This window comes from Saccharopolyspora sp. SCSIO 74807 (assembly GCF_037023755.1).
GTDB lineage: Bacteria > Actinomycetota > Actinomycetes > Mycobacteriales > Pseudonocardiaceae > Saccharopolyspora_C > Saccharopolyspora_C galaxeae.
This window is the reverse complement of record NZ_CP146100.1, coordinates 4,663,410-4,689,691: the sequence shown is the minus strand read 5'-3', so window position 1 is coordinate 4,689,691 and position 26,282 is coordinate 4,663,410. Positions and strand designations below refer to the sequence as shown.

Genomic DNA, 26,282 nt, shown 5'->3' with positions numbered 1-26,282 from the left:
CCGCGTCCGCAGTGATCGCCGCCCCGAGCGCTTGCTCGGTCCGGGCGATACCGGGTGCATCCGGGGTCTGGTGCGCGCGCCGGTGGTGCTCCAGGCTGAGAGCATGGACCTGATCGCGCTGGAAGAGATCCGTGCCCTCAAACACCGCTACCTGCGCAGCATCGACCTCAAGCAGTGGGACGAGCTCGCAGCCACCCTCGCCGAAGACGCGACCACCGACTACGGGTCGCCGTCCGGCGGGCGCCCGCTGGCGTTCACCGGCCGCGACGAGATCGTGTCCTACATGCGCGAGCAGCTCGGCTCCGGGATGACCACCGTGCACCACTGCACCGGCCCGGAGATCACCGTCGACGGCGAGCACGCGAGCGGGAGCTGGTGCCTGAGCGACACCGTTCTGGTGCCGCGCTACGAGGTCGCGATCATCGGTTCCGCCTACTACGAGGACCGGTACCGCCGCGTGGACGGCGCGTGGAAGATCGCGCACACCGGCTACGTCCGCCTCTACGAGGCGAAGATGTCGTTCGCCGACCTGCCGAGCTTCCGGCTCACCGCCGACATGTGGGCGAGCACCGGCTGAACGCCTTCGCCCGATCCGGTTTCGCGGAGCCCGCCGGGCAGCGGGAACCTCCAGGATCGCCGCGGATCTCCGAGATTCCCGACCGCCTTTCCATCCACAGTGGATCGAACTCGTGCCGGTGAGTCAGCGGGACCCGGCCATCGCCCCTGCGGTCAGCTCGACCGAGAGCACCCGCTCGGCGGTGCCGATGGCCTGGTGGGCGAGCATCAGCTCGTCGGCCCCGCTGGATTCGGCGAAACCTTCCAGGTATTCGCGGACCTCGTCGGCCGTCCCGGCCGCGGTGTACTTGGTCATCGAAGCCAGCGGGCGCCCGCTCGGCGAGGCGAGGAACGCGTCGATCTCGGCATCGGTCAGGTTCACCCCCGGCCGCCCGGACTTGATCATCATGCGCGCCCGCGCGCGGTAGGCGGTGGTCTTCTGCTCCACCGCGACGTCGTGGTCCTCGGCGGCGAAGACGTTGGCCCCCGCCACCACGTACGGCTCGGTCAGCTGCTCGGACGGCGTGAATTCCGCGCGGTAGACCGACACCGCCTCGTGCAGCGCGTCCGGCGCGAAGTGCGAGGCGAACGCGTACGGCAGGCCCAGCTGCGCGGCCAGCCGCGCGCCGAACAGCGACGAGCCCAGGATGTACAGCGGTGGCGCGGTTTCCGCGTGCGGCACGGCGCGGACGCCGCGAACCGATTTTCCGCCCAGGTACGCCTGCAGTTCGAGGACGTCCTGCGGGAACGCGTCGGCCTGGGCGGGGTCGCGGCGCAGCGCCAGCACGGTGTTCTGGTCGCTGCCGGGGGCCCTGCCGAGGCCGAGGTCGATGCGCCCGGGGAACAGCGTCTCCAACGTGCCGAACTGCTCGGCGATCACCAGCGGCGCGTGGTTGGGCAGCATGATTCCGCCCGCGCCCAGCCGGATGGACTCGGTGCGCGCCGCGATGTGTCCGATGAGGACACTCGTGGCGCTGGAGGCGATGGAGCCCATGTTGTGGTGTTCGGCGTACCACACGCGCCGGTATCCGGTGCGTTCGGCGGCCTGCGCCAGCTCGATCGAGGCGTCGAAGCTTTCCCGGGCGGTACCGCCACGGGCGATCGGCGCGAGGTCCAAAAGGGACAGTGCAGTGGGCATGAGAGGTCTCCTCCGTACTCCGTGGTTGCCGGCGGCCGCGTCAGCCGAGCGCTTCGTCGAGGGCGACGCGCCCGCGCCCGCCCGCGTCCAAATAGCCGAAGGTGCCGTGCTCGCGCAGTTCCCGCGCCGCGTCGGCCAGTGCCGCGTGCGCGGCGAACGCCAGCGCACCGCCGGTCGAAACGCGGCGCACGCCCAGCTCCGCGAGCTCGGCCACCGGCGGCACGCCGGGCACGGCCAGCACGCTGACCGGAACATCTACGTTGCGCACCACCGCGCCGATCTGCTCGGCCGTGTTCAACCCCGGGGCGAACACGACATCGGCGCCGGCTTCCACATAGGACTGCAACCGGGCGATGGTGTCGTCCAGATCGGACACTCCGCGCAGGTGGTTCTCCGCCCGCGCGGTGATCACGAGTTCACCCGCCGCGGCCGAGGCGGCCGCGCGCACCCGGTCCGCGGCGTGTTCGGGCTCGTAGAGCGCGGTGCCGTCCCAGTCCTCGACCGAGGCGCCCGCCAGCCCGCACTCGACCGCGAGCCGGATCGTGTCGGCGACCCCGGCCGGTTCCGCGGCGAACCCGTTCTCCAGGTCCGCCGAGACCGGCACGTCGACCGCTGCCGCGATCTCGGCGGCGGCGTGCAACGCCGACTCGCGGTTCAAGCCGCCGTCCGGCAGTCCCCGGGCGGCGGCCGCACCGCTGCTGGTCGTCGCAAGCGCCGAGAACCCGAGCGACTGCATGATCTTCGCCGCGCCCGCGTCCGGCGGGTTCGGCATGAGCAGCACGTCACCGCGGTGGTGCAGCGCTCTGAAGGTGTCCACGAGGGCCATGCCCGCAGCATACGTTTCCCGGTGACGGCACCGAGCTTCGCAGGCTCAAGCCTTGGGACCGCCGGCGACGTAGAGGATCTGCCCGGACACGAAGCCGGACCGCTCGTCGGCGAAGAACGACACCGCGTTGGCGATGTCGTCCACCTCACCCGCTCTGCGCACCGGGATCGCCTCGGCGCGGTCGGCCGCGTACTGCTCCCACGGCACGCCGATGCGCTGCGCGGTCGCTTTGGTCATGTCGCTGGCGATGAAGCCGGGCGCGACGCAGTTCGCGGTCACGCCGAACTTGCCGAGTTCCACGGCGAGCGTCTTGGTGAAGCCTTGCAGCCCGGCCTTCGCGGTCGAGTAGTTCGCCTGACCGCGGTTGCCCAGCGCAGCCGTCGACGAGAGGTTCACGATCCGCCCGTACCCGGCCGCGACCATGTGCTGCTGCACGGCCCTGCTCATCAGGAACGAACCCTTCAGGTGCACGCACATGACCGCGTCCCAGTCCGGCTCGGTCATCTTGAACAGCAGGTTGTCCCTGGTGATCCCGGCGTTGTTGACCAGCACGGAAGGCGAGCCGAGCGCCTCTGCGGTCCGCGCGACGGCGGCATCGACGGCTGCGGCGTCGGAGACGTCGGCACCCACCGCGAGCGAGGTGCCGCCTGCTGCGGCGATCGCAGCGGCGGTGCCCTCGGCCGCCGCTTCCTCCAGATCGAGCGCGGCGACCGCGAACCCGTCCGCGGCCAGGCGCAGCGCCGTGGCCGCGCCGATTCCCCTGGCCGCGCCGGTCACGATCGCCACGCGCTGCGCGGACAGCTGCTCAGCCATCAACGTCCCCTCCGCCGTCGGGTTGATCATCGAGTTCCAGTTCGGCGAGGATCGCCGCGTTGTGCTCGCCGAGCGCCGGGATCCGCCCCATCGGCAGTTCGGCGTCGCGGAACGTCATCGGCGGCAGCACCCCGCGGATCTCGCCCGCTTCGGTCGGCACCGTGCGCCACCGGTCCCGCTCGGCGAGCTGGGGATGCTCGGCCAGTTCCGCGGTGCCGTTGATCTGAGCGGCGGGGATGCCCGCGGCCGCGAGCCGCTCGTCGAGTTCGGCCGTGGCGAACCGCGCGGTGCACGCAGCCACCAAGGCGTCGCACTCGGCCCGGTTGCGCACCCGGTCGACGTTGGTGGCGAACCGCGGATCTTCCGCATGTTCGGGGGCGCCGAAGACTTCCGTCACCAGCCGGCGCCATCCGCGGTCGTTCTGCACCCCGATGAGGATCTGCCCGTCCGCGGTCGGATAGGCGTCGTACGGCGCGATCGCCGCGTGGCTCAGTCCCATCCGCGGGATCTGCGCGCCGCCGTAGAGCTGCATGTAGAGCGGATGGCCCATCCACTCGACGGCCGCGTCGAACATCGACACGTCGACCACGCCGCCTGCACCGGTGCGTTCGCGCCGCAGCAACGCGCTCATCGCGGACATCGCCGCGTAGAGACCGGCGCCGATATCGGCGTTGGGCACTCCGGTCTTGGACGGCGTCTCCGGTGTGCCGGTCACCGCGACCATCCCGGTCTCGGCCTGCACGAGCATGTCGTAGGCCTTCCGGTCGCGGCGCGGTCCGCCGGTCCCGTAGCCGGAGATGTTGACCACGACCAGCCGCGGGTGCGCGGCCCGCAAGGTCTCGCCGTCCAGCCCGAGCCGTTCGAGCGCTCCCGGCGCGGTGTTGTGCAGGAACACATCGGCCCGGGCGATGAGTTCGCGGGCAGCGCGCAGCCCGCCGTCCGACTTCAGGTCGATCGCCAGCGATTCCTTACCGCGGTTGAGCCAGGCGAAGTGGGTGGACAAACCGTGCACCGCGGCGTCGTAGTCGCGGGCGAAGTCGCCCTGCCCCGGCCGCTCGATCTTGATCACGCGGGCGCCGAGGTCGGCGAGGTGGCGGCTGGCCAGCGGCCCCGCGACGGCCTGCTCCAGCGCGACGACGGTGGTTCCGGCCAGCGGCAGCTCTCCGGTGGTCACGAGCCGCGCACCGCCTGGCGCACCAGTCCCCCGCCGACGATGAGCCGCTGGATCTCGCTGGTGCCTTCGTAGAGCCGCAGCAACCGCACATCGCGGTAGATCCGCTCGACCGGGATCTCGCGCATGTAGCCGGCGCCGCCGTGCACCTGCACGGCCGAGTCGGCGACCCTGCCCGCCATCTCGGTGCAGAACAGCTTCGCCGCGGAAGGGCCGATGCGGCGGTCCTCGCCGCTGACGTGCGCGCGCGCCGTTTCGCGGACCATGGCGCGACCGGCGAGGACATCGGTCTGCTGATCGGCCAGCATCGCCTGCACCAGCTGGAATTCGCCGATGCGCCGACCGCCTTGGGTGTTCGTGGCGGCGTGGGACACGGACTCGTCGAGGGCGCGCTGGGCGGCGCCGACCGCGAGCGCGGCGATGTGCACCCTCCCGCGCGCCAGCGAGGTCATCGCCGCGCGGTACCCGGCGGCCTCGTCGCCGCCCACGAGCGCGTCGGCGGGCACCCGGACCTGGTCGAAGCCGACCTCCGCGGTCCAGGCGCCTTCCTGCCCCATCTTCGCGTCCTTCGGGCCGACGGTGATTCCCGGCGTGCCCGCGGGCACCAGGAACACCGCGATGCCCGGGTTCTCCGGCTGCGGCTCGGCGGTGCGGGCGAACACGACGAACAGGTCCGCGATCGGCGCGTTGGTGATGAACTGCTTGCTGCCGTCGATCACCCACTCGTCGCCGTCCCGGTGCGCGCGGGTGCGCAGGCCCGCCGGGTCCGAGCCGGCGCCCGGCTCGGTCAGCGCGAACGAGGTCACCACGTCCCCGGAGGCGATGCGTTCGAGCCACCGCTGCTTCTGCGCATCGGTGCCGAATCCGACGAGCACCTGCCCCGCGATGCCGTTGTTCGTGCCGAACAGCGAACGCAGCGCCGGCGTGGTGTAGCCGAACTCCATCGCGAGTTCGACGTCCTGGGCCAGGTCGAGCCCGAGCCCGCCCCATTCCGCGGGGATCGCGTAGCCGAACAGGCCCATCTGCGCGGCGGCCGAGCGCAGGTCGTCCGGAACCCGGTCGGCGTTCATGATCTCGGTCTCGCGCGGCAGCACCGCGGAGCGGACGAACTCGCGCACCTGCCGCCTGATGGCCTCGAAGTCCTCTGCTGCCACCTCGCTCATGGTGTTGATGATGAGCGTCCGGCGGGTGCGAGTCCAACATCGGAGCACCCGCTCGGGTCCGCCCGCGGCGACGGATGAGTCACTTGGCTGTCTTAGGATTTGGCGGCCGGGTTCGCCGAACGCCGCTGCCCGGGCGATCCGATCCGCTGGCGAAGATCCGGAGCCGAAAGGCGGGCATGTCCACTTACGTCCTGGTGCACGGCGCGGCGCACGGCGGGTGGTGCTACCGACGGGTCGCGCGGATCCTGCGCGCGGCCGGGCACGACGTGCACGCACCGACGCTGACCGGACTCGGCGAACGCGCGCATCTGCTCGGTCCCGATGTCGATCTCGACCTGCACGTCCAGGACGTCCTGGCGGTGCTGCGGACCGAGGACCTGTTCGACGTCGTCCTGGCCGGGCACAGCTACGGCGGAATGGTCGTCACCGGCGTCGCCGACCGGGCGCCCGAGCGCATCCGGCACCTCGTCTACCTGGACGCCGCGACCCCGGTGCACGGGGAGGCGATCATCGATCTCGCACCCGTCGCGATCCGCGAGCACACCCAGGTGGTCGACGGGGTCGAACTCGTCCACTTCCCGGACACCGGGTCGTCCCCGATCTTCGGCGTGACCGACCCGGAGGACGCCGCATGGGTGCGCAGCAAACTCACACCGCACCCGTATCGGTGCTTCGAACAGCCGCTGCTGCTGACGAACGAGGCGGCGCTGAATGCGATCCCGCAGACCCAGATCGTGTGCTCCTCGGCGCTGCACGGTCGCGACCCCGCTCGGCTGGCCACCGCCCGCGCGGCGGGCCGGTTGTGGGAGATCGACACCGGGCACGACCTCATGATCACCGAGCCGGAGCTGGTCGCCGACATGCTGATGCGCGCCCCGGCCGAGATCTCCCCGCCGTCCTGATCCGGCTCGCGGGACTGCGCACCGCGGAGAATTCTTCGGCCGAAGTTCACGCCGTGCCCAGGCGATTGCATTCAGTCAGGCAACTGAATTAACTTGGCCCGGGGATGCCGCGACGAGCACCGACCACGCAGGAGCGCCAGTGACCCAGCCGTCCACCACCGGCCGAGAGCCCACGCCGATCAGCACCCGCCGCAGCGGGTTCGGCCCCGCCCCGGAGGTGGCGGCGGTGCGCGCGGCGGAAGGGATCGTCCGGGTGCCGACCCCGTTCGGCCCGCCGGCGTGGCTGCTCACCCGGCACGCCGATGTGCGGCGGATGCTCGGCGACGCCGACTCCTTCATCAACGGCTGGGGGCCCGCCGACCTCGACGCCGGGCAGCGGCCCGCCCGGGATCCGCGGCAGCTGTCCGGGCACCGCAGCGGGAACATCCTCTCGCTCGACCCGCCCGACCACACCCGGCTGCGGCGGTTGCTCACACCGGAGTTCACGGTGCGGCGGATGCGGCGGCTGCAACCCCGGATCGCCGAGATCGTCGACGAGCACCTGGACGCCCTCGAACGGCACGGACCGCCCGCCGACCTCGTCGCCGAGTACGCGCTGCCGATCCCGTCGCTGGTCATCTGCGAACTGCTCGGGGTGCCCACCACCGACCGCGCGGAGTTCCAGGAGCGCACCCGGCGCCAGCTGGACACCACAGCGCCCGAAGCCGACCGGATCGAGCTCTCCGAGGAATCCATCGCCTACATGACCGGTCTGGTCGACCGGGCTCGCGAGCGTCCCGGCGAGGACCTGATCGGGATGCTGATCCGCGACCACGCCGACGCGCTGAGCAACGGCGAACTCATCGGCATCGCCAACCTGCTGCTGGTCGCGGGGCACGAGACGACGTCGAACATGCTCGGTCTCGGCACCTTGGCGCTGCTGCGCCACCCCGAGCAGCTCGCGATCGTCCGCGACGATCCGGCCGCGGTGCCCGGCGCGGTCGAGGAACTGATGCGCTGGCTCAGCGTGGTCAACGGCGGTTCTCCGCGGATGGCCGTGCGCGACGTCGAACTCGACGGGGTCACGATCCGCCGCGGCGATCTGGTGAACGTGAACCTGCCCGCGGCGAACCGGGACGCCGGCCTGCTGGAGCAACCGGAGCGGTTCGACGTGACCCGCTCCGCCGCGCCGCACGTCGGATTCGGGCACGGCATCCACCACTGCCTCGGCGCTCCGCTGGCCCGCATGGAGATGCGGATCGCGTTTCCCGCGCTGCTGCAGCGATTCCCGGGTCTGCACGTGGTCGACGAGGAGATCGCCTACGCCGCCGACCAAGCCATCTACGGGCTGCAGCACCTCAACGTCGGGTGGTGATCCGCCACCGGCTAGCGCTGGATGCCGAACGGCCCACCGGAATCGAAGGCCAGTCCGGTGAAGCGCTCGCCGATGCGGCGGTGGGCGGCCGTGTCCGGGTGGAGCTCGTCGGGCAGCGGCAGCTCGGCGAAGTCCGCTTCGCCGTACAGCTCGCGGCCGTCCAGGTGGTGCAGGTTCGGGTCCTCGGCGGTACGCTCGCGCACGATCCTGGCCAGCTCGTCCCGGATGACGCCCAGCGTCAACTTGCCCGCGGCGCGCTCCGCCGGGTCGCCGGTGGCCCGGAACCGCACTTGCCCGGCGCTGAGCGCGCTGAGGTCGAAAGCGCCGGGTCCGGGCGTGTCCTCGTGGATCGGGCAGTGGATCGGTGAGATGACCAGCAGCGGCGTGGCGGGGTGCCCGTCGCGGATGGTGTCGAGGAACCCGTGCACCGCCGGGGTGAACCCGCGCAGCCGCATCAGGTCCGAGTTGACCAGGTTGATCCCGATCTTCGCGCTGATCAGGTCCGCGGGCGTGTCGCGCATGGCACGGGCGGTGAACGGGTCGAGCAGCGCGTTGCCGCCCAGCCCGAGGTTGATCAGCTCCACATCGCCTCGCACGGCCGCCGTCGCGGGCCAGGTCGTGCTGGGACTCGCTGCGTTGGAGCCGTGGCTGATCGAACTGCCGTGGTGCAGCCACACCCGCCGGCCCCGATCCGGCGCCGGCTCCACGGGAGCGTCGGTGCGCAGCGCGACGAGTTCGGTGATCTCGTTGTGCGGCAACCAGATCTCGACGTCCTTGCGGCCTTCGGCCAGACCGGTGAACCGCGCCGTGCCGGGCGGTCCGGGCCGGTACTCGGCGGCGCCGGTGCGCATGTCGATGCTCCGGGTGTTCCCGCCGGTCACGGTGGCCTGCCCGGTCAGCCGACCGTCCACGAGCAGGTCGTACACGCCGTCCGGGCGAGGTGGTGCGCCCGCGTAGACCAGCTTGGTGGGCAGCGTGTCCAGTTCGAGCGCGGTCGCCGAGGTGCGCAGTACCAGCCGCACGCCGGCGGGCTGGGACTCCATCATGGCCAGCCGCTCGTCCGCGCTCTGCGCGCGGGCGCGGGCGGGCAGGCGGTGCGGTAACAGGCCGTGCTCGGTGCGTTCGAGTTCGAGCGCACCGCGCAGGAGTTCCGCGGTGACCGGGGTGTTGATCCAGTCCGCTCGGCGGGTGGGATCGGGGTGATCGTTCACGGGCTCATCCTGCCAACCGGATTCCTCGTCGGCACGCGACTTTTCGCCGCAGGCGCCGTCACCTCTCCCACCGCACGGGCAGCTCGTCCGGGCCGCGCAACGCGGTGCCGACCTGGCTGGTGATGCGGACGGCGCACCCGGCGCGCAGCCGCAGCCCCGGCAGGCGCCGCAGCAGCACCTTCAAGCCCGCTTGCAGCTCGGCCACGGCGAACCACGTGCCGAGGCAGGTGTGCGGCCCCTGCCCGAACGCCAGCAGGTCGGCCGAGCGTCGGGTGACGTCGAAGCGGTGCGGATCGGCGTGCGCGGCCGGGTCGCGCAGCGCCGCGTTGATCGAAAAGATCATCGGTGTCCCCGTGGGTATCTCGATTCCTTGCCACGTGGTGGTTTCCGGGCAGATGCGCGGCAGCAGGCCCACCGGCGGCTCCCAGCGCAACCCCTCCCAGATCGCCCACGGCACGTGCTCGTCCGGGTCGCAGCGCACCAGCTCCAGCTGATCGGGATGGCTCAGCAGCGCGGCCAGCGTGTTGGCCAGCGCGAAGACCGTGGTGTCCGCACCGGCCGGAAACAGCAGGCGAAGGAACGCCAGCACCTGTTCGTCGTCGAGGTGCTCGTCTTCGGCGGTTTCGGTGACCAGCATCGAGATCAGGTCCGCACCGGGTTCGCGGCGGCGCCGGTCGAGGATCGGGCGGACGTGTTCGGTGAACTCCGCGGACGCCGCCATGGCCGCATCGGGATCGAGCGGGTAGTTGAACAGGTCTTGCGCCCAACGCCGCACGGTTCCCTCGCTCTCCGCGGGCAACCCGAGCATGCGGCTGATGAGCAGCACCGGGTAGCGGCTGGTGAACTCCGCGACCAGGTCGGCTTCCCCGCGCGCGGCGAACCGGTCGATCAGCTCGTGCGCGAGCGGTTCCAGCAGCGGTTCGACGTACTCGGCGACCTTGCTGCGGCGGAACGGTGGTGCGGCGACGGCCCGGTTGATGCGGTGTTCCCGGCCGGACATGCACTGCAGCGTCCGGCCGAGCACCGGTTGCGTGGTCAGCGGGTAGATCGCCGCGGCCGGGAACGTGCCCTCGTCCTTGAACGCGGCGCTGACCAGCTCCCGGGTCAGCAGCAGCACCGCGCGCGTGCCGGCGAACGGCACGCTCGCATAGGGCTTTTCCGCGCGCAGGCGGGCCAGCACTTCGTGCAGTTCGGGGATGTCGTCGAAGGCGAAGTCGATGCCTTCCGGGTCGGCGGGTCCGGGTGGCTTCATCGCGAACCTCCTGGCACGACTATTCGTGCTACGGTCACCGATATTCGGTTCGATCGAGATTAGGGGGCGCTGTGCCGGAGGGCAACGACCGGTCGGCGTCGCCGCCCACGCGACGAGTGGTCCGCGTCGTCGAACTGATCGCGGGCGACACCGGTCCGGCGAAGGGCGCGGAGATCGCCGACGAGCTGGAGCTCAGCAGGTCGACCGTCGCGGCGATCCTCGACACCCTCGATGAGCGCGGCTGGGTGCGCCGCGCACCGGACCGCACCTACCGGCCGGGACCGCGACTCCGCACGCTCGCAGGTGCGTCGGCCGCCGCTGCGGCGATGCCCACCGGCACGGAAGACGTGCTCGCCGAACTCGCCGAGCGGGTTGGCTGCGGAGCGTCGCTGAGCCTGGTCACCCGCACCGAGTCGGAGTTCGTGGCGGTGACCGCAGGGCCGGGCAGGTTGCCCGCGGGCATCACGACCGGCACCAGACTGCCGCTGCGCGCTCCCGCGGGCGCGGCCGTGGTGGCCTTCGCCGACGAGCGGCGGCAGCGCGCTTGGCTGGACACCGCAGAACCCGGGCAGCGGCCCGGCCTCGCCGACGCGCTCGAACACATCCGCACGACCGGGGCGGCGTTGTGGGGCATCGACGCCGCAGACCCGGCGATGCTGGACGTGCTCTCGGAAGTCGTCGAACACCTCACGAACGATCCGGCCGCGCAGCTGCGCGAACGCGTGCTGTCGCTGCTGGCGCGGATCAGCGGCGAACCCTACGGTTCCGCGCAGCTGCGCTCGCGGAAACGGCAGCCGCTGACGCATCTGGCGGCTCCGGTGTTCGACGGCACCGGGCGAGCCACCTGGGAGCTCCACATCGGCCCGTTGCGGCAGGACGTCGACCTCGGGGAACGACGCCACTACATCGACGAGCTGGTGCGAGCGGCGGCCTCGCTCGGGCCACCACCTGCCGGCGGCTGAGCGCCCGTTCCGGCGCCCGGACGGTTCCGCGCTACCGCTTGGAGAACGTCCGGTCCGAGGGCTCCTGGCGACCGTCGCCGATGGTCGCGCCCGCAGCCGCGGTGCCCCCGCGCCCGCGCACGAACAGCGCGGTGACGAACGCGAGCACCCCGACACCTCCAGCCACCACGAACGCGGTCCGCAACCCGGCGGCGTCGGGCGCTCCGGTCGCGGCCGAGCTGCCAGCGGCCGCGACGGTGACGAACACCGCGGTGCCGAACGCGCCCGCGACCTGTTGCAGCGTGGACAGGATCGCGCTGCCGTGCGAGTAGAGGTGGTCCGGCAGCACGCTCAGCGACTCGGTCATCAGCGGCGTCATCATCAGCCCGAGCCCGGTCATCAGCAGGATGTGGATCCCGATGACCGCGCCCAGCGCCGAGTCCGGCCCGAGCGTGGCGAACAGACACAGCGACACCGCCATCGCCAGCGCCCCCGGGATCACCAGCGGCCGCGCGCCGAAGCGGTCGAACAACCGCCCCACCGGGCGCCCGAGCACTCCCAGCACCAGCCCGCCCGGCAGCACCGCCAGGCCGCTGACGAACGTGCTGGTTCCCAGCACCGTCTGCAGGTACAGCGGCAGCAGGATCGCCCCGGCACCCAGCAGGCACATGAACAGCAGCGCGGCGAGCACCAGCGCGACGACGAACGGGCGGTAGGTCAGCGGGCGCAGGTCGAGCAGCGCGCGGTCGTCGCGTTGCAGCCGCACCTGGCGCGCTGCGAACACCACCAGCGCGACCGCGCCGACGGCGATCGCCGCCCACGGTGGCACCGGCTGGTGCCCGCCCGCGGACTCCCCCATCGCGGAAAGCCCGTAGAGGACACCGCCGAATCCGAGCGCGGACAGCAGCACCGAGCCGACGTCCAGCGGCACCCGCCGGGTCGCGGCGTCCAGCCGCATCCAGACCGCACCGATCACCAGCGCCAGCAACGACAACGGCAGCACGAGCCAGAACATCCACCGCCAGCCCAGCCAGGCCAGCACCGCTCCGCCGATCGTCGGACCGATCGCGGGGGCCACCGCGATGACGATGGTGATCGTGCCCATCGTCGCGCCGCGGTTGGCGGGCGAGACCAGCCGCATCACCGAGGTCATCAGCAGCGGCAGCATCACCGCGGTGCCGAACGCCTGCACCACGCGCCCGGCGAGCAGGACTCCGAATCCAGGTGCGAGCCCGCTGAGCAACGTGCCTGCGCTGAACAGCGTCAGCGAGGCCAAGAAGACCTGCCGCGGGGTGAACCGCTCCAGCAGGAATCCGGTGATCGGGATGACCACCGCCATGGTCAGCAGGAACCCGCTGGTCAGCCATTGCACGGTGGTGGTGGACACGCCCAGGTCCTCGGTCAGATCGCGCAACGCGACGCTCAGGATCGTCTCGTTGAGGATCATCACGAAGGCCGAGACGACCAGCACGGCGATCAGCACCGCCGCCCGCGGTGCTGCGACGTCCCGGCCGGAGTCCGCTGTCGCGGTGCTCGCGGAGTCGGTCATGGGTGGGCACACCTCGCAGCGGTAGTTCCGGTTCGCCGTCCGGCGCTGTTCGCAGCGCGCGGGCGGCCGGTCGTGCAAGAGCGGCGATCCGCTCCGCATCGCCTGCGAGCGGGGATCGGACGGCGTTGCACGGCACGGTCAGCTTTGCACTCCCGATGCCGCTGATCGTCCCCAGCTCCCCGGTCGCAAGGAAAATCACAGTCGGCGAAACGACGCCCCCAGCGCCGCGACCCCCGATGCCGCAGCCCGCAATGCCGTGATCCGCAGTGCTGGAAACCCCAGCGCCAGAACCCCAGTGCTAGAACCCCGGTGCGGCTCGCGCCCCCAGCGCCGACTCGTTTCAGCCTACCGCAGCAGAACTTCCGTTCCGGCGGGGAGAGCGAATTACACGTCCCTCCCGGTGCGGCCGGAAATCGGCGCCGAGCGGTCTCGGGTCCGAGCCCGGTGGCACCAGCGCACGAGCGAACCCCGGCCCGCGCTCGGGCCGTCGCCCGCTGCCGGTGACCGAAGCGGGGCAATCGTGTGATGATGTCCCGCCCGAGGAAGGAACCGATGCCGAACAAGATCTCCCTGGCCGCCGTCTCGCGGGCGCGGCAACTGCCGAAGTGGTCGCAGCTGCGCGAGGTCGTGCAGTTCAGCAAGCCGGCGTTCGGCCGCACCGCCCGCCGCCTGGAGAACGCCCGCACCATCGGCGAGCTGCGCGCCGCGGCCCGGCGCACCACTCCCCGCGCGGTGTTCGACTACGTCGACGGCTCGGCCGAGGAGGAGATCACCGCCGCCCGCAACATCGCCGCCTTCCGGCGCGTGACGCTGCGTCCGGAACCACTGCGCCCGGTGACGGATCCGGACACCGCGATCGAGCTCGCGGGCGAACGCAGTGCGCTGCCGCTGGTGTTCGCGCCGACCGGTTACACGCGGATGATGCACCACCACGGCGAGGCGGCGGTGGCCCGCGTCGCCGAGCACTTCGGCGTCCCGTACTCGCTGTCGACCATGGCCACCACGTCCGTCGCGGACGTCCGGGAGGCCGCGCCCGGCGTCGCGCTGTGGTTCCAGCTCTACTACACGCAGGACGCCGAGCTGAACGAACTGCTCATCTCGCGGGCCGAAGCCGCGGGCTGCTCGACGCTGCTGCTGACCGTGGACACCTCGGTGCCGGGCAAGCGCCTCAAGGACGTGGCCAACGGGCTGACCATCCCGCCTGCGCTGACGGCCAGGACGTTCCTGAACATGTCGATGTTCCCGGCGTGGTGGTTGCACAAGCTGACCACCCCGGGCATCGGCTTCGCCTGCCTCGACGGGGTGCGCGGCAACTACACCTCGGAGGACCTGGCGCGCACGTTGTTCGACCCCGGTCTGGACTTCGCCGCGCTGGAGCGGCTGCGGCAGCGCTGGCCCGGCAGGCTCATCGTCAAGGGGATCAACACCGCCGAGGCCGCGCGCGAGGTCGTGCGTCGCGGCGCCGACGGCGTGGTCGTGTCCAACCACGGCGGCAGGCAGCTCGACCGCTCGGCCGCGACGCTGGAGGTGCTGCCCGCCGTCCGCGCCGCCGTCGGCGAGCGGGCGACCGTGCTCATCGACGGCGGTGTCCGGCACGGCGCGGACATCGCGGTCGCGCGGGCGCTGGGCGCGGACGCGGCGATGATCGGGCGCGCTTACCTGTACGGGATCATGGCCGGGGGCCAGGACGGCGTCGTGCGCGCCTACGAACTCCTCGCCGAGGAGTACCAGCGCTGCATGCAACTGCTCGGAGTGCGTCGCAGCGCCGACCTCGCCGCACGGCACGTGGCGCTTCCGGGGAACGGCAGCGACGACCACTGATCCGGCGCGTCCGGCGGGCAGCACGACTGTCCATTGAAGACGGTCGAATCGCGGGGTGCGCACCGCGAGCCGCCGCCGTGCTGACCATCGCGGTGCCCCTGCAACTGCTCGCGGGCGTTTTCGGTTTCCTGAACAGGGACCCCGGTCCTGGCGATCGGGATGAGCACGCTCAGCGCCACCTGGCTGACGACGAGCGTGCTGACGCTGCGCAGCGCACCCGGCGGGCACAGCCCGGTGCTGGGCGTGGCCGGTGCTGTTCCTCGCCGCGGCGGTGTTGCTGTGCGCGGTCGTGACCGCCGCCGGGAAACCGCTGGTGGCGATCGTGCTCACGCTCGCCGGGTGCCGGTTCGCGTTGACCGGCGTGGTCGAGTACCGGCAGCTACCGATCGCACGGCTCTGCGATGGCTGGCTGGGCCTGGCGGTGTGCGTGGTCGCGCTCTACGCGGCCGCGGCCTTCGCACTGCAGGACGTGCACCAGCGGACGATCCCGCCGACCCTCAGCCGCGCTGGCCGGTCGTGAGCACTGCCCAGTCGTGAGCACTGCCCGGTCCTGAGCGCTGCGAGCCGCGCGGGCGGGCAGTCGCGCCGGGCGCCGCATGGGACCATCCCGATGTGGTGGATGCGGATTCGTGGGTTTACTTGATGGACCTCAACGGCGTGCTGATGCGCGACGAGGAGAACGCCGTGCCGGGCGCCGAGGAGTTCCTGGCCGCCCTGCGATCGGCGGGAATTCCGTTCCTGGTGTTCACCAACGAGTCCGTGCACACGCCGCGGGACATGCGCGCGCGGCTGCTCGAACGGGGCCTGGACGTCCCCGAGCACACGATCTGGACCTCGGCGCTGGCCACCGCCCGGTTCCTGCGCGAACAGCGTCCCGGCGGGTCGGCTTACGTCCTCGGTGAGGCCGGGCTGTCCGCGGCGCTGTTGGACGCCGGTTACGTGCTCACCGGCGACGATCCGGATTACGTCGTGCTCGGTGAGACGCGCACCTACAGCTTCGAGGCGATCACGCACGCCATCCGGCTGATCGAAGGCGGCGCCCGGTTCATCGCGACCAACCCGGACGAGAAGGGGCCGGGTGCGGAAGGGCCGCTGCCCGCCACCGGGGCCGTCGCCGCGCTCGTGCAACGGGTGACCGAGCACGAGCCCTACTACATCGGCAAGCCGAACCCGCTGATGATGCGCTCCGCGCTGCGGGCGGTGGGCGCGCGCTCGGCGAACGCGATCGTGCTCGGCGACCGGATGGACACCGACGTGCGCTGCGGCATCGAGGCCGGGATGCGGACGATCCTGGTGCTGTCCGGGCTCTCCGGCCCCGATGCCGTGGCGGGGCACCCGTATCAGCCGACTGCGATCGTCGATTCGGTCGCGGACATCATCGAGCACGTCCGCGATCCGTTCGGGTCCGGTTCGGCCTAGCAGCCTCCTGGCAGTCCCCGGCTACTTTTCGCCGAGGACGTAGCGGTCCATCCACTCCAGCAGCGCCTCGTTCTGCGCGCGCCGGTGGGTGACCGGCCCGAGCACCGAACCGACGTGCGAGGTTCCGGGAAACCGCAGCATTTCCGCCGTGACGCCGCGGCTTTTGAGGACCGTGTAGAACTGTTCGGTCTGCCCCGGCGGCGCGCGGTGGTCGCTCTCGTGCTGGAAGAACAAGGTCGGCGTGCTGGACCTGTGCGCGTAGGTAACAGGTGAGCAGCGCCGGTAGAGCTCGGCGCGTTCGTGCGGGTCGCCGCCCATGAACGAGCGGCCCGCCCAGATTCCGATGTCGCTGGTGCCGTACATGCTGGAGAAGTCGAACAACGGGTCCTCGGGGCACGCCGCCCGGAACCGGTCGGTCTGGGTGGTGAGCCAGCCGCTGAGCGTGCCGCCGGCGGAAGCGCCGAACACGCCGAGGCGGTCGGAATCGGCCAGGCCGATCGCGATCGCGTGATCGACACCGGCCATCAGGTCGGCGCAGTCGAGGTTGCCCCAATCCGAGGTGATCGCGGTACCGAAGTCGTCGCCGTAACCGGTGGAACCGCGGTGGTTCACGAACAGCACGCCATATCCCGCACCGGCCAGCATCAGGAAGTCGAAGACGAAGGTGTGGCCCCATCCGGCGTGCGGTCCACCATGGATTCCCAGCAGTGTCGGCAACGGGCGCTTCGCGCGCGCGGGTTCGAGGTACCAGCCCTCGACGGCCGTGCCGTCGGTGCTGGTGAACTCCAGGTGGTGCACGGCGGGCCACTCGAGCCGGGCCAGCAGCTCGGCGTTGAGTTCGGTCAGCCGACTCTCGGTCCCGGTGGCGGTGTCGAGCACGTGCAGGTCACCGGGGTCGCGGATGCCGAAGGCGGCGAACAGCAGCCGGTTCCCGCGCAACCGCACCGGTGCGCACCCGCGCTCACCCCCCGCCACGGGTTCGTGCGACTCGGCCCCGGACAATCCCACGCGCAGCACCCGCACTTCACCTCCGCGTTGCGCGGGCAGGTAAGCGTGCCGGGAGTCCGCGGAGATCAGGACGCCCGCCATCGTGAAGGCGAACGCGGGCATGTCCGGGACGAGCCGTCCGCCGACATCGTCCACAAGCCCCGTCGTGCGCCGCTGGTGAACCCCGGTTTCCGGGTCGTAGACCCACAGGTCGGCTTTCGATCCCGCGCGCCGACCGTCCTCATTGGTCAGCACGTACGCGATGCGCCCGTCCGGGCACACCGCGTGGCTCGCGATGGCCCCGCCACTGGCCACATCGGACACCGAACCGTCGAGGTCGACCCTTCGCAGCCGGTTGAGCATCCCCATCGATTCCGGGTCGAAGCTCGCGTTGAACACGAGCGCCGCACCGTCCGGTGTCCACTGCGGCGCGGTGTTCAGCGAGCGGTCTTCGGTCAACCGCACGGGTTCGCCGCCTTCGGCCGCGACCACGTAGACGTCCTGCAGCGCGTCCTCGATGACGCCCACACCGTCGGCCCGCCAGGCCGCGCGGTCGACTCGGTACGGCAGGGCGGGGTCGCGCCGCGTTCCGGGTGGCACGGCGGTGAAGGCGATGCGCGTCCCGTCCGGCGAGAACACCGGCCCGCCACCGACCCCGTCCGGGAAGGCGGTGAGCTGGCGCGCTTCGCCGCCGTCGAGGGGCAGCGCGAAGATCTGCGGCACGCCGGTGCGGGTGGACAGGAACGCGATTTCGCGCCCGTCCGGCGCGAACGCGGGGTACGCGTGCACCGCGTCGACGCTGGTGAGTTGCCGTTGACCGCCCGAGGAGACCGCCACCTGCACCAGGTCGGTGTGGTCGGTGTTCGCCTCAACGTCGGTGCGGGACAGGGCGAACACGACCGACTCGCCGTCCGGCGACAGGTCCGCCGAGGTCGCGAACCGGAGGCGGAACAGGTCGTCCGGTTCGATCGGCCGAAGCGCCTCATCCGAGTCCGGGCGCTCGGCACCTGCACCGGCCGCGCGATCGTCTTCCGGCATCTGCACCAAACCCCCGCAATTCCGCCAACACCTGCACACAACAACGAGCCCGCCCGGTTCGCCGAGCGCGGCCCGCTCTCCAGGAATACCTGCATCAGCTCCCGGAGTCGACGCAGATCGCTAACGGTGAACAACGGCGAGCCGCCGGCTTCGCGTTCAGAGCCGCGGAACAGAGGGCCACCCGACCTAGCGGAAACCCCCGAACGGCGGCTCACCGCCACGAGCGCGCGCGTTGAACACGACATGTACCGGTCGGTACGCTCGGCTGGTGAGTTCCAGGTCCGACAAGCGCGCCGAACTGCTGCGGCAGGTGGTGGACCAGCTGGCCGAGCACGGCATCGCCGACATGTCGTTGAGCCCGCTGGCCGCGCAGCTGGGCACCAGCAAACGCATGTTGCTGTACTACTTCGGCAGCCGGGACAACCTGATCGCCGAGGCGATCGCCGCCAGCAGGCCGGACGTCGCCGGGCTGTTCAGCGGTGTGCACGACGCCGCGAGCCTGCGCGAGGCGGCGTGGGCGCTGTGGACGGCGATCACCGAAGGCCACCAGCAGCGGCCGATCCGCATCCTGTTCCAAGTGCTGAGCCTGGCGCCGACACAACCGGACCGGTACGGCGCGGTGGCTTCCGAAGCCGTCACCGCCATGGTCGATCCGCTGGTCCCGGTACACCGCGATCTCGGTTTCGACGAGACGGAGGCGCGCGCCCGGGCGAGCCTGCTCATCTCCGGGCTGCGCGGGCTGTGCCTGGACCGGATCGTCACCGGCGACGTCCCCAGGATCGAAGCCGCCGCCAGGACGCTGATCGCGACCGCGACCACGCTGCCCGAGTCGCGCTGAACGCGGCGAACTCGAAGCAACTCCTCACCCGCAGGAAGTCGACGAGCCCGGACTCACGGCCGTGCGCGAGGGCCGACCGCGAAGGGCTCAACCGTCCAAGTTGCGGTCCCACGAGGCCATCACGATCAGCGTCTTGGTGCCCGCCACCTTCCCGGTGCGCCGGATGGCGTTGACGACCCGTTGCAGGTCGTCGACGTTGCGCACCCGGAAGCGCACCAGCGCGTCCGGGTCGCCGGAGGTGGTGAAGTACTGCTGGACCTCGGGCACCTGCTTGGCGATCTGCTCGATCTCGGCGGTGTCGGTGGCGCCGGTCAGGCGGATCTCGGTGAAGGCGTCCAACTCCCCCACCGCGGCGTCGTCGGTGATCGCCACGTAGCCCTTCAGCACGCCGTCGCGTTCGAGGCGTTCGATCCGGCGGGACACCGGCGCGCTGGAGAGTCCGACCTGCCTGCCGATCTCGCTGACGGGCGTGCGCGCCCGGGTTCGCAGGATCTCGACGATCCGCCGGTCCGTGTCGTCCATGGAGCACCTCGCACGTATCTTGCGCCGCCAGCCGAGATCTTGCGTCCGGGACGGCTCGGCAGGCTTGTTCCGCTGCGTTTCGTGCGCTGATTGAACCAAACAGTTGTCGCTGTCGGCGCGGCGCTGAAACGGTGCGCACCGCGTGCCCGCTGATCCGCCCGTCCCCTTGGAGCGCCATGGACCCCTCGCCGTCCCCGCCCGAGCCGTGGTCCGCGCTCGACGCCGAAGGCCGGTTGACCGCGCACGAGCTGCTGCCGAGCGGTGACGATGCGCTCGACCTGCACCGCGCCCACCGCGACATGGTGCTGGCGCGGCGGCTGGACACCGAGGCGATCGCCTTGCAGCGCCAGGGCGAGCTCGGGCTCTGGCCGTCGCTGCTGGGACAGGAGGCCGCGCAGGTCGGCGCCGCCTCGGCGTTGCACGAACGGGACGTGGTGTTCCCGACCTACCGCGAGCACGCGGCCGCCTGGTGCCGCGGCGTGGACCCGGTGGACCTGCTGGGGCTCTTCCGCGGCACGACCCTCGGCGGCTGGGATCCGCACGAGCGCGGCTTCAACCTGTACACGCTGGTGATCGGCGCGCACACGTTGCACGGGGTCGGCTACGCGATGGGCATCGTGCGCGACGGCGACGTGGGCACCGGAGACCCGGGGCGGGACCGCGCGGTGCTGGTGTTCCTGGGCGACGGCGCGCTCAGCGAAGGCGAGACGAACGAGGCGTTCGTCTGGGCGGCGGCGCAGAACCTGCCGGTGGTGTTCTTCTGCCAGAACAACCAGTGGGCGATCTCCGCGCCCTATTCAGTGCAGAGCCGGGTTCCCGCCGCGCAGCGTTCGCAGGGATTCGGCTTCCCGGGCGTGCGGGTCGACGGCAACGATGTGGTGGCCTGCCACGCGGCCGCGCACGAGGCGCTCAGCACCGCCCGGCGCGGCGGCGGACCGACGCTGATCGAGGCGGTCACCTACCGCCGCAACCCGCACACCACCTCCGACGACGACTCGCGCTACCGCGCCGCGGCGGAGAACGACGACTGGGCGCAGCGGGACCCGATCGAACGGCTGCGGTCGCACCTCGGCGAATCCAGCGAATCGCTGCGGGCCGAAGAGGACCGGCTGGCCGACCGGCTGCGCCGCGGTTGCCGCGAACTTCCCGTGCCTGCCCCGGATTCGCCGTTCCGGCACACCTTCGCCGAGCTGCCGCGGGAACTGGCCAAGCAGCTCGAGGAGCACCTCGCGTTCGTGCAAGGGCAGCAGGCATGACGGGCACCGCGATCGCCCACGCCTTGAACCGCGGTCTGCGCGACGCGCTGGCCGCGGACAACAAGGTGTTGCTGCTCGGCGAGGACATCGGGCGTCTCGGCGGCGTTTTCCGCGTCACTGCCGAGTTGCAGAAGGACTTCGGCGAGTCGCGGGTGGTCGACGCGCCGCTCGGTGAAGCGGGGATCGTCGGCAGCGCGATCGGGTTGGCGATGGCCGGGTACCGGCCGGTCTGCGAGATCCAGTTCGACGGCTTCACCTTCCCGGCGATGAACCAGATCGTGACTCAGCTGGCGAAGTACCGGCACCGGTCCGGGGGTCTGGTGTCGCTGCCGGTGGTGATCCGGATTCCCGTCGGCGGCGGTATCGGGGCGATCGAGCACCACGGCGAGTCGCCCGAGGCGTACTTCGCGCACACGGCCGGATTGCGGGTGCTGAGCCCGTCCACCGCGCAGGACGCCTACGACCTGATCGGGCAGGCCGTCCGCTGCGACGATCCGGTCGTGTTCCTGGAGCCGAAGCGCTCCTACTGGCGCAAGGGCGAACTCGACACCGCGACACAACCGTCCGCAATGGATAGTGCGCGGGTGGTTCGGCGCGGCGGCGACCTGACCTTGGTGGCGTACGGAGCGCTGGTGCCGATCGCGCTGGAAGCGGCCGAAGCGCTGGCCGAAGAAGGCCGCGACGTCGAGGTCGTCGACCTGCGGTCGCTCTCGCCCGTGGACGACGAGACGGTGGTGGAGTCGGTGCGGCGCACCGGACGGCTGGTCATCGCGCACGAGGCTTCGCGGACCGCCGGACTCGGCGGCGAACTCGCAGCCCGGGTGCAGGCCGCCGCGTTCTACTCGCTGGAGGCACCGATCGTGCGCGTCACCGGGCACGACACCCCGTACCCGGCTGCGCGGCTGGAAGCGGACTGGTTGCCGAACCTCGATCGCATCCTGGAGGGCTGCGACGAGTCCTACGCGCATTGACCCGAGGTCGCGAGCAGGAGTCCGCGTGAACAGCACCGCCCAGGAGTTCCACCTTCCCGATGTCGGCGAGGGCCTGACCGAAGCCGAGATCGTGACGTGGCACGTCGCCGAAGGCGACCCCGTCGCGGTCAACCAGGCCGTCGTCGACATCGAGACCGCGAAGTCCGTGGTGGCACTGCCCGCACCGCACGGCGGTGAAGTGCTCGAAGTGCTCGCCGCCGAAGGGGAAACGGTCCAGGTCGGCACACCGATCCTGCGCATCGGCTCGCCCGCCGGACCGGAGCAGCCTGCCGGCGATGCCTCGTCGTCCAAAGCGGACGCTGCAGAGTCCGCTGAGGACGAACCGAAGCTTCTCGTCGGATACGGCAACACCGGTGCGAATTCTCGGCGGAGTCGCCGGCAGCGTCGGGATTCGCAACCGCAGCAACAAGAATCGGCCACGGCCCGGCACCGCCCCCTGGCCAAGCCGCCCGTGCGCAAGCTCGCCAAGGAACTCGGTGTCGACCTCGGGGAAATCCGGCCGAGCGGGCAGCACGGCATCGTGGCGCGCCAAGACGTGCTCGCACACGCCGAGAAGAACGAGGCCCCGATCGAGACCGGGCGAACCGAGACCCGGGGAACCGGGGCCGGGCGAACCGAGACCCGGGTGCCGATCAAGGGCGTGCGCAAGCGCACCGCGGAGGCGGTGGTCGCGTCGGCTTTCACCGCACCGCACGTCACCGAGTTCAGCACGATCGACGTCACCCGCACGATGCAGCTGCGCGAGCAGATCCAGCAGCGGCGCGAGTTCCGCGACGTCAAACTCACCCCGCTCGCGTTCGCGGCGCGCGCCTACCTGGCCGCGATCGCCCGGACTCCGATCGCCAACGCCCGGTGGGACGAGGACGCCCAGGAGATCGTGCTGCGCGAACAGGTCGACCTCGGCATCGCCGCCGCAACGCCGCGCGGGCTGGTCGTGCCCAACGTCGAAGCGGCGCAACGGCTCTCCCTCCGGGAATTGGCCTCCTCGATCAACGAGCTCGCCGAAACCGCCCGCGCGGGCGCGACCACTCCCGGGCAGCTGGCGGGCGGCACCACGACGATCACCAACATCGGCGTTTTCGGCGTGGATTCCGGCACGCCGATCCTCAATCCCGGACAGACCGCGATACTCGCGGTCGGGGCGGTGCGCCGGATGCCGTGGGTGGTGCACGACGAGCAGGGCGAACGCATCGAACCGCGCTCGGTGCTGCAACTCGCGCTGTCGTTCGATCACCGGGTGATGGACGGCCAGCAGGGCTCCGAACTGCTGGCGGACACCGCCGCGGTCCTGGCCGATCCCGGAATGGCGTTGCTTTGAATCCTCCCGCCTGAAGGCGGGAGATTCCTGACTCAGGCAGCCTGACCGCGTTGCACGCGGTCAGGACTCACGCCCTCAACATCAGCCGGGTTGAAACCGAACTAGCATCACGCGTGCGGAGTTCTTGTCCCTCGGGGACCAGGCTCCGCACGCAGTGCAGGTGTAGGTACGTTCCGACAGCGGCAGGCGGTGCTTGGCTCTCGCGCCGCACTGTCCGCAGTCCATCGTGGTGTGCTTCGGGTCGACCAGCCGCAGCACGCGGTCGTGCTTGCGGGCCTGCTCGACCAGCGCAGTCTTGGTAGCGCCGATCGCAGCGTCAGCGGCCTTACGGGCCATCGTGGTCTTCGCGAGAAACCTTGGTCGGAAGGACACGCACCTGCGGCGGATGGAAGAGGTCATGCGGGCGGTGTGTGAGGACTTTGAAACCGAATTGGCCGAGTTCAACGGCGAGTCGAACCACGTGCACCTGCTCGTACACTTCCCACCCAAGGTCGCCGTGTCCAAGCTGGTCAACAGCCTGAAGGGTGTGTCCTCGCGGATGCTGCGGAAGGAGTTCGAGGACCTGCGGTTCTCGTACTGGAAGGGCGTCCGACTGTGGTCCGGCAGCTACTTCGCCGGTTCCGTGGGTGGCGCGCCGCTATCGGTAGTGCGGCAGTACATCGAGCAACAACAGCGTCCGCCTGTGTAGGTCACCGCTGGGCACGTCGCCCACGGACTGGACGCGCTTACTCCCCGCCCTGACGGGCGAGGCATCCGCGCTACGTTCGTTTGGTGAACGACATCGTCACTGCTGGCTCAGCTGCCAGGTGACCTCGTCGGTGTGCACCGATCCGTGCACTTCGGCCTGTGCGGTGAGCACGTTCGAGCCCGGCCGCAAGCGCACCGGCCAACTGAACACCCGGCCGTCGCGCGTGCCGTCGCCGAGCGGCGCGCCGTTGAGGGTCAGTGCCACCGATTCGGCGTTGGAGTACACCCGCACGGTCGTGTCCGGCTCCGTTCGGTGCGTCCACCGCCTGCTGGTGATGTGCAGAACCGCTTCGTCGCTCCAATGTGCTTTGTAGCAGTGGAAGGCGTCTTTGCGGACGGCACGGTCGTGGGTGACCAGACCCTTGTCGTTGATGCCGGGCGCAGCGCCCTCATCGCGGCTGTCGGAGGCGAAGTCGAACATGTTCCACAAGAACGTTCCCCACAGGTACGGGCGCTCGTCGATCTGGGCGATGAAGGATTCGTGCAGCAACGCCTGGTATTCCTCGGGATGCCACTGCCCGTCCGGAACCGGTGGCGCGGCCAGTGATGCGGGGCCGTGCTGGTCGATGTTGGCTCCGGCGCCGTACTCGGTAACCGCGATCTTGCGCATCGGATCGGCGGCGTGCAGGGAATCGGCCCACTGTCCGAACTGGTCTGCCGTGCCCTCGTACCAGCCCTCGTAGCGGTTGTAGCCGGACAGCTCGGCGTGCTCGGTGAACGGGTCGTCGTCGGCGCGTTTGAGCACGTTGGCGTAGGCGGAGGCGCGTTCCAGGTCCTCGGTGCGGACCAGCTCGGCGAGTTCTGCCAGCAGCGCGTTGATCTGCGGGTCCTTGTCCGTCTGGTGGAAGCCCAGCTCGTTGCCGATGCCCCAGAACAGCACCGAAGGGTGGTTGTAGTGCTGCCGGATCAGCTCGCGCAGCTGCTGCTTGACGTTGTCCCGGAAGGCCGCTGAGTCGGTGATCTCGTTGACCCACGGAACCTCGGTGTAAACCGCGAAACCCGCGGAGTCGGCGAGATCGTAGACCAGCGGGTCCTGCGGATAGTGCGCGGTGCGCAGCGCGTTGACGCCCATCTCGCGCATCAGCGCGAAATCCTGCTCGTGGTCGCCGTCGTGGACGGCGAATCCCTTGCCCCGCCGGTCTTGGTGCCGGTTGACACCGTGCAGCCGCAGGGGTTCGCCGTTGAGCGAGAACCCGTCGGACGGCGAGACGGCGAACGTCCGCAACCCCAACGGTTCCGTCACGGCGTCGAGCGGCCTGCCGGTTTCCGCTTCCCGCAGCTGCACCTGCACGCGGTGCACATGCGGGTCGGCGCGCCCGTTCCACAGCCGCGGTGATCCGATGTGGACCGGGAAGGTGCACTGTCGCCGCCCGCCAGCGGCAAGGGACACGGCAGGCGCGGATTCCTCCGCCACCACGCGACCGTCGTCGTCGATGATCGTGGCGCGCACATCCACGTGTTGGGCCTGCTCGGAATCGTTGGCCAGTTTCGCCGTGACCTCCACCGTGGCCGCATCCGCGCGAACCTCGCGCTGCCGCAGGTAGACGCCCGGCCCGCCGTGATCGAGCAAGTCCAGGTGCACCGGGTCGGTCAGCTGCAGGCGAACACCTCGGTACAGCCCGCCGAAGAACGTGAAGTCCGCCGAAAGTGGCGCCACATCCGGATTTTCCCCGTTGTCCACGCGAACTAGCAAGTCGTTCGCACCGGGGCGCAGCACCTCGGTCACGTCGAACCGGAACCGCGTGTAGCCGCCGCTGTGCTGTCCCGAGTGAACACCGTTGAGCCACACGTCGGTGGTCGTGTTCGCACCGTCGAATTCCAGAAAGGCGCGCCTGCCGGCCGATTCCGCGCTCAACGGCAACTCGCGCCGATACCAACCGGCACCGCGCCGGTAATCGTCACCGCCGTCCTGACCGTCGCGGGCGTTCCAGCTGTGCGGCAACCGAATGCGCTGCCAATCGCCCCGCTCGCCGAAGCGGAACGACCAACCGGTGTCCAGCTCGACCTGTTCCCGCATAGGGGACGGTGCCGCGGAGACCGCGCGCGGCAAGACGGACCATGCCAGTGGTACCGCAGCGGCGCCGAGGACGACCTGACGCCGGGAGAACCGCGCGTTGACCATGCTGCTCCTCCATCCGGACGGGCGCGCACGCCCAGCTGGCGCACGCCGCCTGAGCACCTCCACGGGCCGATCGGCCGGACGCCGCGACCCGGCGGTCGTGTGATCGTCAGCGCGGAAACCGCCGGGAGCCAAGGAGTTGCCGCGAGTTGCCGACACCGGCCGGCGCCGGATCCGCGCAGCCCACGTCCCGGCCGGAGCAAGGCAACTGTTGGCAACCGATTGCCGCGCGGTTGCGCGCTTGCCTAGCTTGTACGCGCTCGAAGTCGGCCTGCGGGCCGAGTCGCGCGGCGATCCCGCACAACGAGGTGGAAGCCGGAGAACGGAGCGAACCGTACCGGCGCCGGGAG

General features: G+C 70.8%; 24 protein-coding genes. 12 read left to right on the top strand and 12 right to left on the bottom strand.

Annotated elements, in window-relative coordinates; translation table 11 throughout:
* Positions 1-103: 103 nt before the first annotated feature.
* Positions 104-577 (top strand): nuclear transport factor 2 family protein, encoded by a 474-nt coding sequence (locus V1457_RS21475; protein ID WP_295139907.1) that lies wholly within the window; start codon positions 104-106, stop codon positions 575-577.
* A 123-nt stretch (positions 578-700) separates the two neighbouring features.
* Here the strand turns inward: V1457_RS21475 and V1457_RS21470 are convergent, their stop codons facing one another.
* The 5 genes from V1457_RS21470 to V1457_RS21450 are packed head-to-tail and all read right to left on the bottom strand — an operon-like array spanning position 701 to position 5,666.
* Positions 701-1,693, bottom strand: coding sequence for an LLM class flavin-dependent oxidoreductase (locus tag V1457_RS21470; protein ID WP_338596327.1), 993 nt, complete (start codon positions 1,691-1,693; stop codon positions 701-703).
* Between the two features lie 40 nt (positions 1,694-1,733).
* Positions 1,734-2,519, bottom strand: a complete 786-nt coding sequence (locus V1457_RS21465) for an isocitrate lyase/phosphoenolpyruvate mutase family protein (RefSeq protein WP_200070443.1) — start codon at positions 2,517-2,519, stop codon at positions 1,734-1,736.
* Between the two features lie 45 nt (positions 2,520-2,564).
* Positions 2,565-3,332: an SDR family oxidoreductase gene (locus V1457_RS21460; protein ID WP_338596326.1), complete on the bottom strand. Its 768-nt coding sequence runs from the start codon at positions 3,330-3,332 to the stop codon at positions 2,565-2,567.
* A complete protein-coding gene (locus tag V1457_RS21455; protein WP_338596324.1) occupies positions 3,325-4,506 on the bottom strand; it encodes a CaiB/BaiF CoA-transferase family protein in 1,182 nt (393 codons plus the stop codon). The genes V1457_RS21460 and V1457_RS21455 overlap by 8 nt, the downstream gene beginning before the upstream one ends.
* Positions 4,503-5,666: an acyl-CoA dehydrogenase family protein gene (locus tag V1457_RS21450; RefSeq protein ID WP_338596323.1), complete on the bottom strand. Its 1,164-nt coding sequence runs from the start codon at positions 5,664-5,666 to the stop codon at positions 4,503-4,505. Before V1457_RS21450 ends, V1457_RS21455 begins: the two co-directional genes overlap by 4 nt.
* A 176-nt stretch (positions 5,667-5,842) precedes the next feature.
* On the opposite strand from V1457_RS21450, the gene V1457_RS21445 reads away from it, so the two are divergent.
* Both V1457_RS21445 and V1457_RS21440 read left to right on the top strand, forming a co-directional pair.
* Positions 5,843-6,568, top strand: a complete 726-nt coding sequence (locus V1457_RS21445; RefSeq protein ID WP_338596322.1) for an alpha/beta hydrolase — start codon at positions 5,843-5,845, stop codon at positions 6,566-6,568.
* Positions 6,569-6,707: 139 nt separating this feature from the next.
* Complete coding sequence (locus tag V1457_RS21440) at positions 6,708-7,922, top strand: cytochrome P450 (protein WP_338596321.1); 1,215 nt, start codon at positions 6,708-6,710, stop codon at positions 7,920-7,922.
* A gap of 11 nt (positions 7,923-7,933) precedes the next feature.
* Here V1457_RS21440 and V1457_RS21435 read toward each other — a convergent pair whose 3' ends face one another.
* Positions 7,934-9,133 (bottom strand): SGNH/GDSL hydrolase family protein, encoded by a 1,200-nt coding sequence (locus V1457_RS21435; RefSeq protein ID WP_338596319.1) that lies wholly within the window; start codon positions 9,131-9,133, stop codon positions 7,934-7,936.
* 58 nt (positions 9,134-9,191) lie between these two features.
* Positions 9,192-10,385, bottom strand: coding sequence for a cytochrome P450 (locus V1457_RS21430; RefSeq protein WP_338596317.1), 1,194 nt, complete (start codon positions 10,383-10,385; stop codon positions 9,192-9,194).
* A gap of 71 nt (positions 10,386-10,456) precedes the next feature.
* Between V1457_RS21430 and V1457_RS21425 the strand changes: the two genes are divergently transcribed.
* A complete protein-coding gene (locus V1457_RS21425; protein ID WP_338596315.1) occupies positions 10,457-11,347 on the top strand; it encodes a helix-turn-helix domain-containing protein in 891 nt (296 codons plus the stop codon).
* Positions 11,348-11,378: 31 nt separating this feature from the next.
* Here the strand turns inward: V1457_RS21425 and V1457_RS21420 are convergent, their stop codons facing one another.
* Entirely contained in the window at positions 11,379-12,875 is a 1,497-nt protein-coding gene (locus V1457_RS21420) for an MDR family MFS transporter (RefSeq protein ID WP_338596313.1), read from the bottom strand.
* Between the two features lie 552 nt (positions 12,876-13,427).
* Between V1457_RS21420 and V1457_RS21415 the strand changes: the two genes are divergently transcribed.
* The 3 genes from V1457_RS21415 (at position 13,428) to V1457_RS21405 (ending at position 16,115) form a co-directional block, all read left to right on the top strand.
* The gene (locus V1457_RS21415; protein ID WP_338596311.1) at positions 13,428-14,696 is read left to right on the top strand and encodes an alpha-hydroxy acid oxidase; all 1,269 of its coding nucleotides are present in this window, start codon (positions 13,428-13,430) and stop codon (positions 14,694-14,696) included.
* A 250-nt stretch (positions 14,697-14,946) separates the two neighbouring features.
* Positions 14,947-15,216, top strand: a complete 270-nt coding sequence (locus tag V1457_RS21410) for a hypothetical protein (protein WP_338596309.1) — start codon at positions 14,947-14,949, stop codon at positions 15,214-15,216.
* Between the two features lie 122 nt (positions 15,217-15,338).
* Positions 15,339-16,115 (top strand): HAD-IIA family hydrolase, encoded by a 777-nt coding sequence (locus tag V1457_RS21405; RefSeq protein ID WP_200070775.1) that lies wholly within the window; start codon positions 15,339-15,341, stop codon positions 16,113-16,115.
* 21 nt (positions 16,116-16,136) lie between these two features.
* On the opposite strand, the gene V1457_RS21400 is transcribed toward V1457_RS21405, so the two are convergent.
* A complete protein-coding gene (locus V1457_RS21400) occupies positions 16,137-18,140 on the bottom strand; it encodes a S9 family peptidase (protein ID WP_295140632.1) in 2,004 nt (667 codons plus the stop codon).
* Positions 18,141-18,408: 268 nt separating this feature from the next.
* On the opposite strand from V1457_RS21400, the gene V1457_RS21395 reads away from it, so the two are divergent.
* Positions 18,409-18,978 carry a TetR/AcrR family transcriptional regulator gene (locus V1457_RS21395; protein WP_200070456.1) on the top strand — a complete coding sequence of 190 codons (570 nt, stop codon included), beginning with the start codon at positions 18,409-18,411 and terminating at the stop codon, positions 18,976-18,978.
* Between the two features lie 87 nt (positions 18,979-19,065).
* Here V1457_RS21395 and V1457_RS21390 read toward each other — a convergent pair whose 3' ends face one another.
* Entirely contained in the window at positions 19,066-19,500 is a 435-nt protein-coding gene (locus V1457_RS21390) for an Lrp/AsnC family transcriptional regulator (protein ID WP_295140637.1), read from the bottom strand.
* A 176-nt stretch (positions 19,501-19,676) separates the two neighbouring features.
* Here V1457_RS21390 and V1457_RS21385 point away from each other — a divergent pair, with 176 nt between their 5' ends.
* Genes V1457_RS21385 through V1457_RS21375 form a run of 3 tightly spaced genes read left to right on the top strand, consistent with a single transcriptional unit; the run spans position 19,677 to position 23,066 of the window.
* Positions 19,677-20,756, top strand: coding sequence for a thiamine pyrophosphate-dependent enzyme (locus V1457_RS21385; protein ID WP_338596304.1), 1,080 nt, complete (start codon positions 19,677-19,679; stop codon positions 20,754-20,756).
* A complete protein-coding gene (locus tag V1457_RS21380) occupies positions 20,753-21,727 on the top strand; it encodes a transketolase C-terminal domain-containing protein (RefSeq protein ID WP_338596302.1) in 975 nt (324 codons plus the stop codon). Before V1457_RS21385 ends, V1457_RS21380 begins: the two co-directional genes overlap by 4 nt.
* A 25-nt stretch (positions 21,728-21,752) precedes the next feature.
* On the top strand, positions 21,753-23,066 hold the full coding sequence (locus V1457_RS21375) for a dihydrolipoamide acetyltransferase family protein (RefSeq protein WP_200070460.1): 1,314 nt from the start codon (positions 21,753-21,755) through the stop codon (positions 23,064-23,066).
* Positions 23,067-23,147: 81 nt separating this feature from the next.
* Here V1457_RS21375 and V1457_RS30655 read toward each other — a convergent pair whose 3' ends face one another.
* A complete protein-coding gene (locus V1457_RS30655) occupies positions 23,148-23,402 on the bottom strand; it encodes a zinc ribbon domain-containing protein (RefSeq protein WP_407074708.1) in 255 nt (84 codons plus the stop codon).
* Between V1457_RS30655 and tnpA the strand changes: the two genes are divergently transcribed.
* A complete protein-coding gene (gene tnpA / locus V1457_RS21370) occupies positions 23,362-23,754 on the top strand; it encodes an IS200/IS605 family transposase (protein ID WP_374220943.1) in 393 nt (130 codons plus the stop codon). The two genes, V1457_RS30655 and tnpA, sit on opposite strands and share 41 nt — an antisense overlap.
* A gap of 96 nt (positions 23,755-23,850) precedes the next feature.
* Here the strand turns inward: tnpA and V1457_RS21365 are convergent, their stop codons facing one another.
* Entirely contained in the window at positions 23,851-25,935 is a 2,085-nt protein-coding gene (locus V1457_RS21365) for a glycoside hydrolase family 2 TIM barrel-domain containing protein (protein WP_338596299.1), read from the bottom strand.
* Positions 25,936-26,282 lie beyond the last annotated feature (347 nt).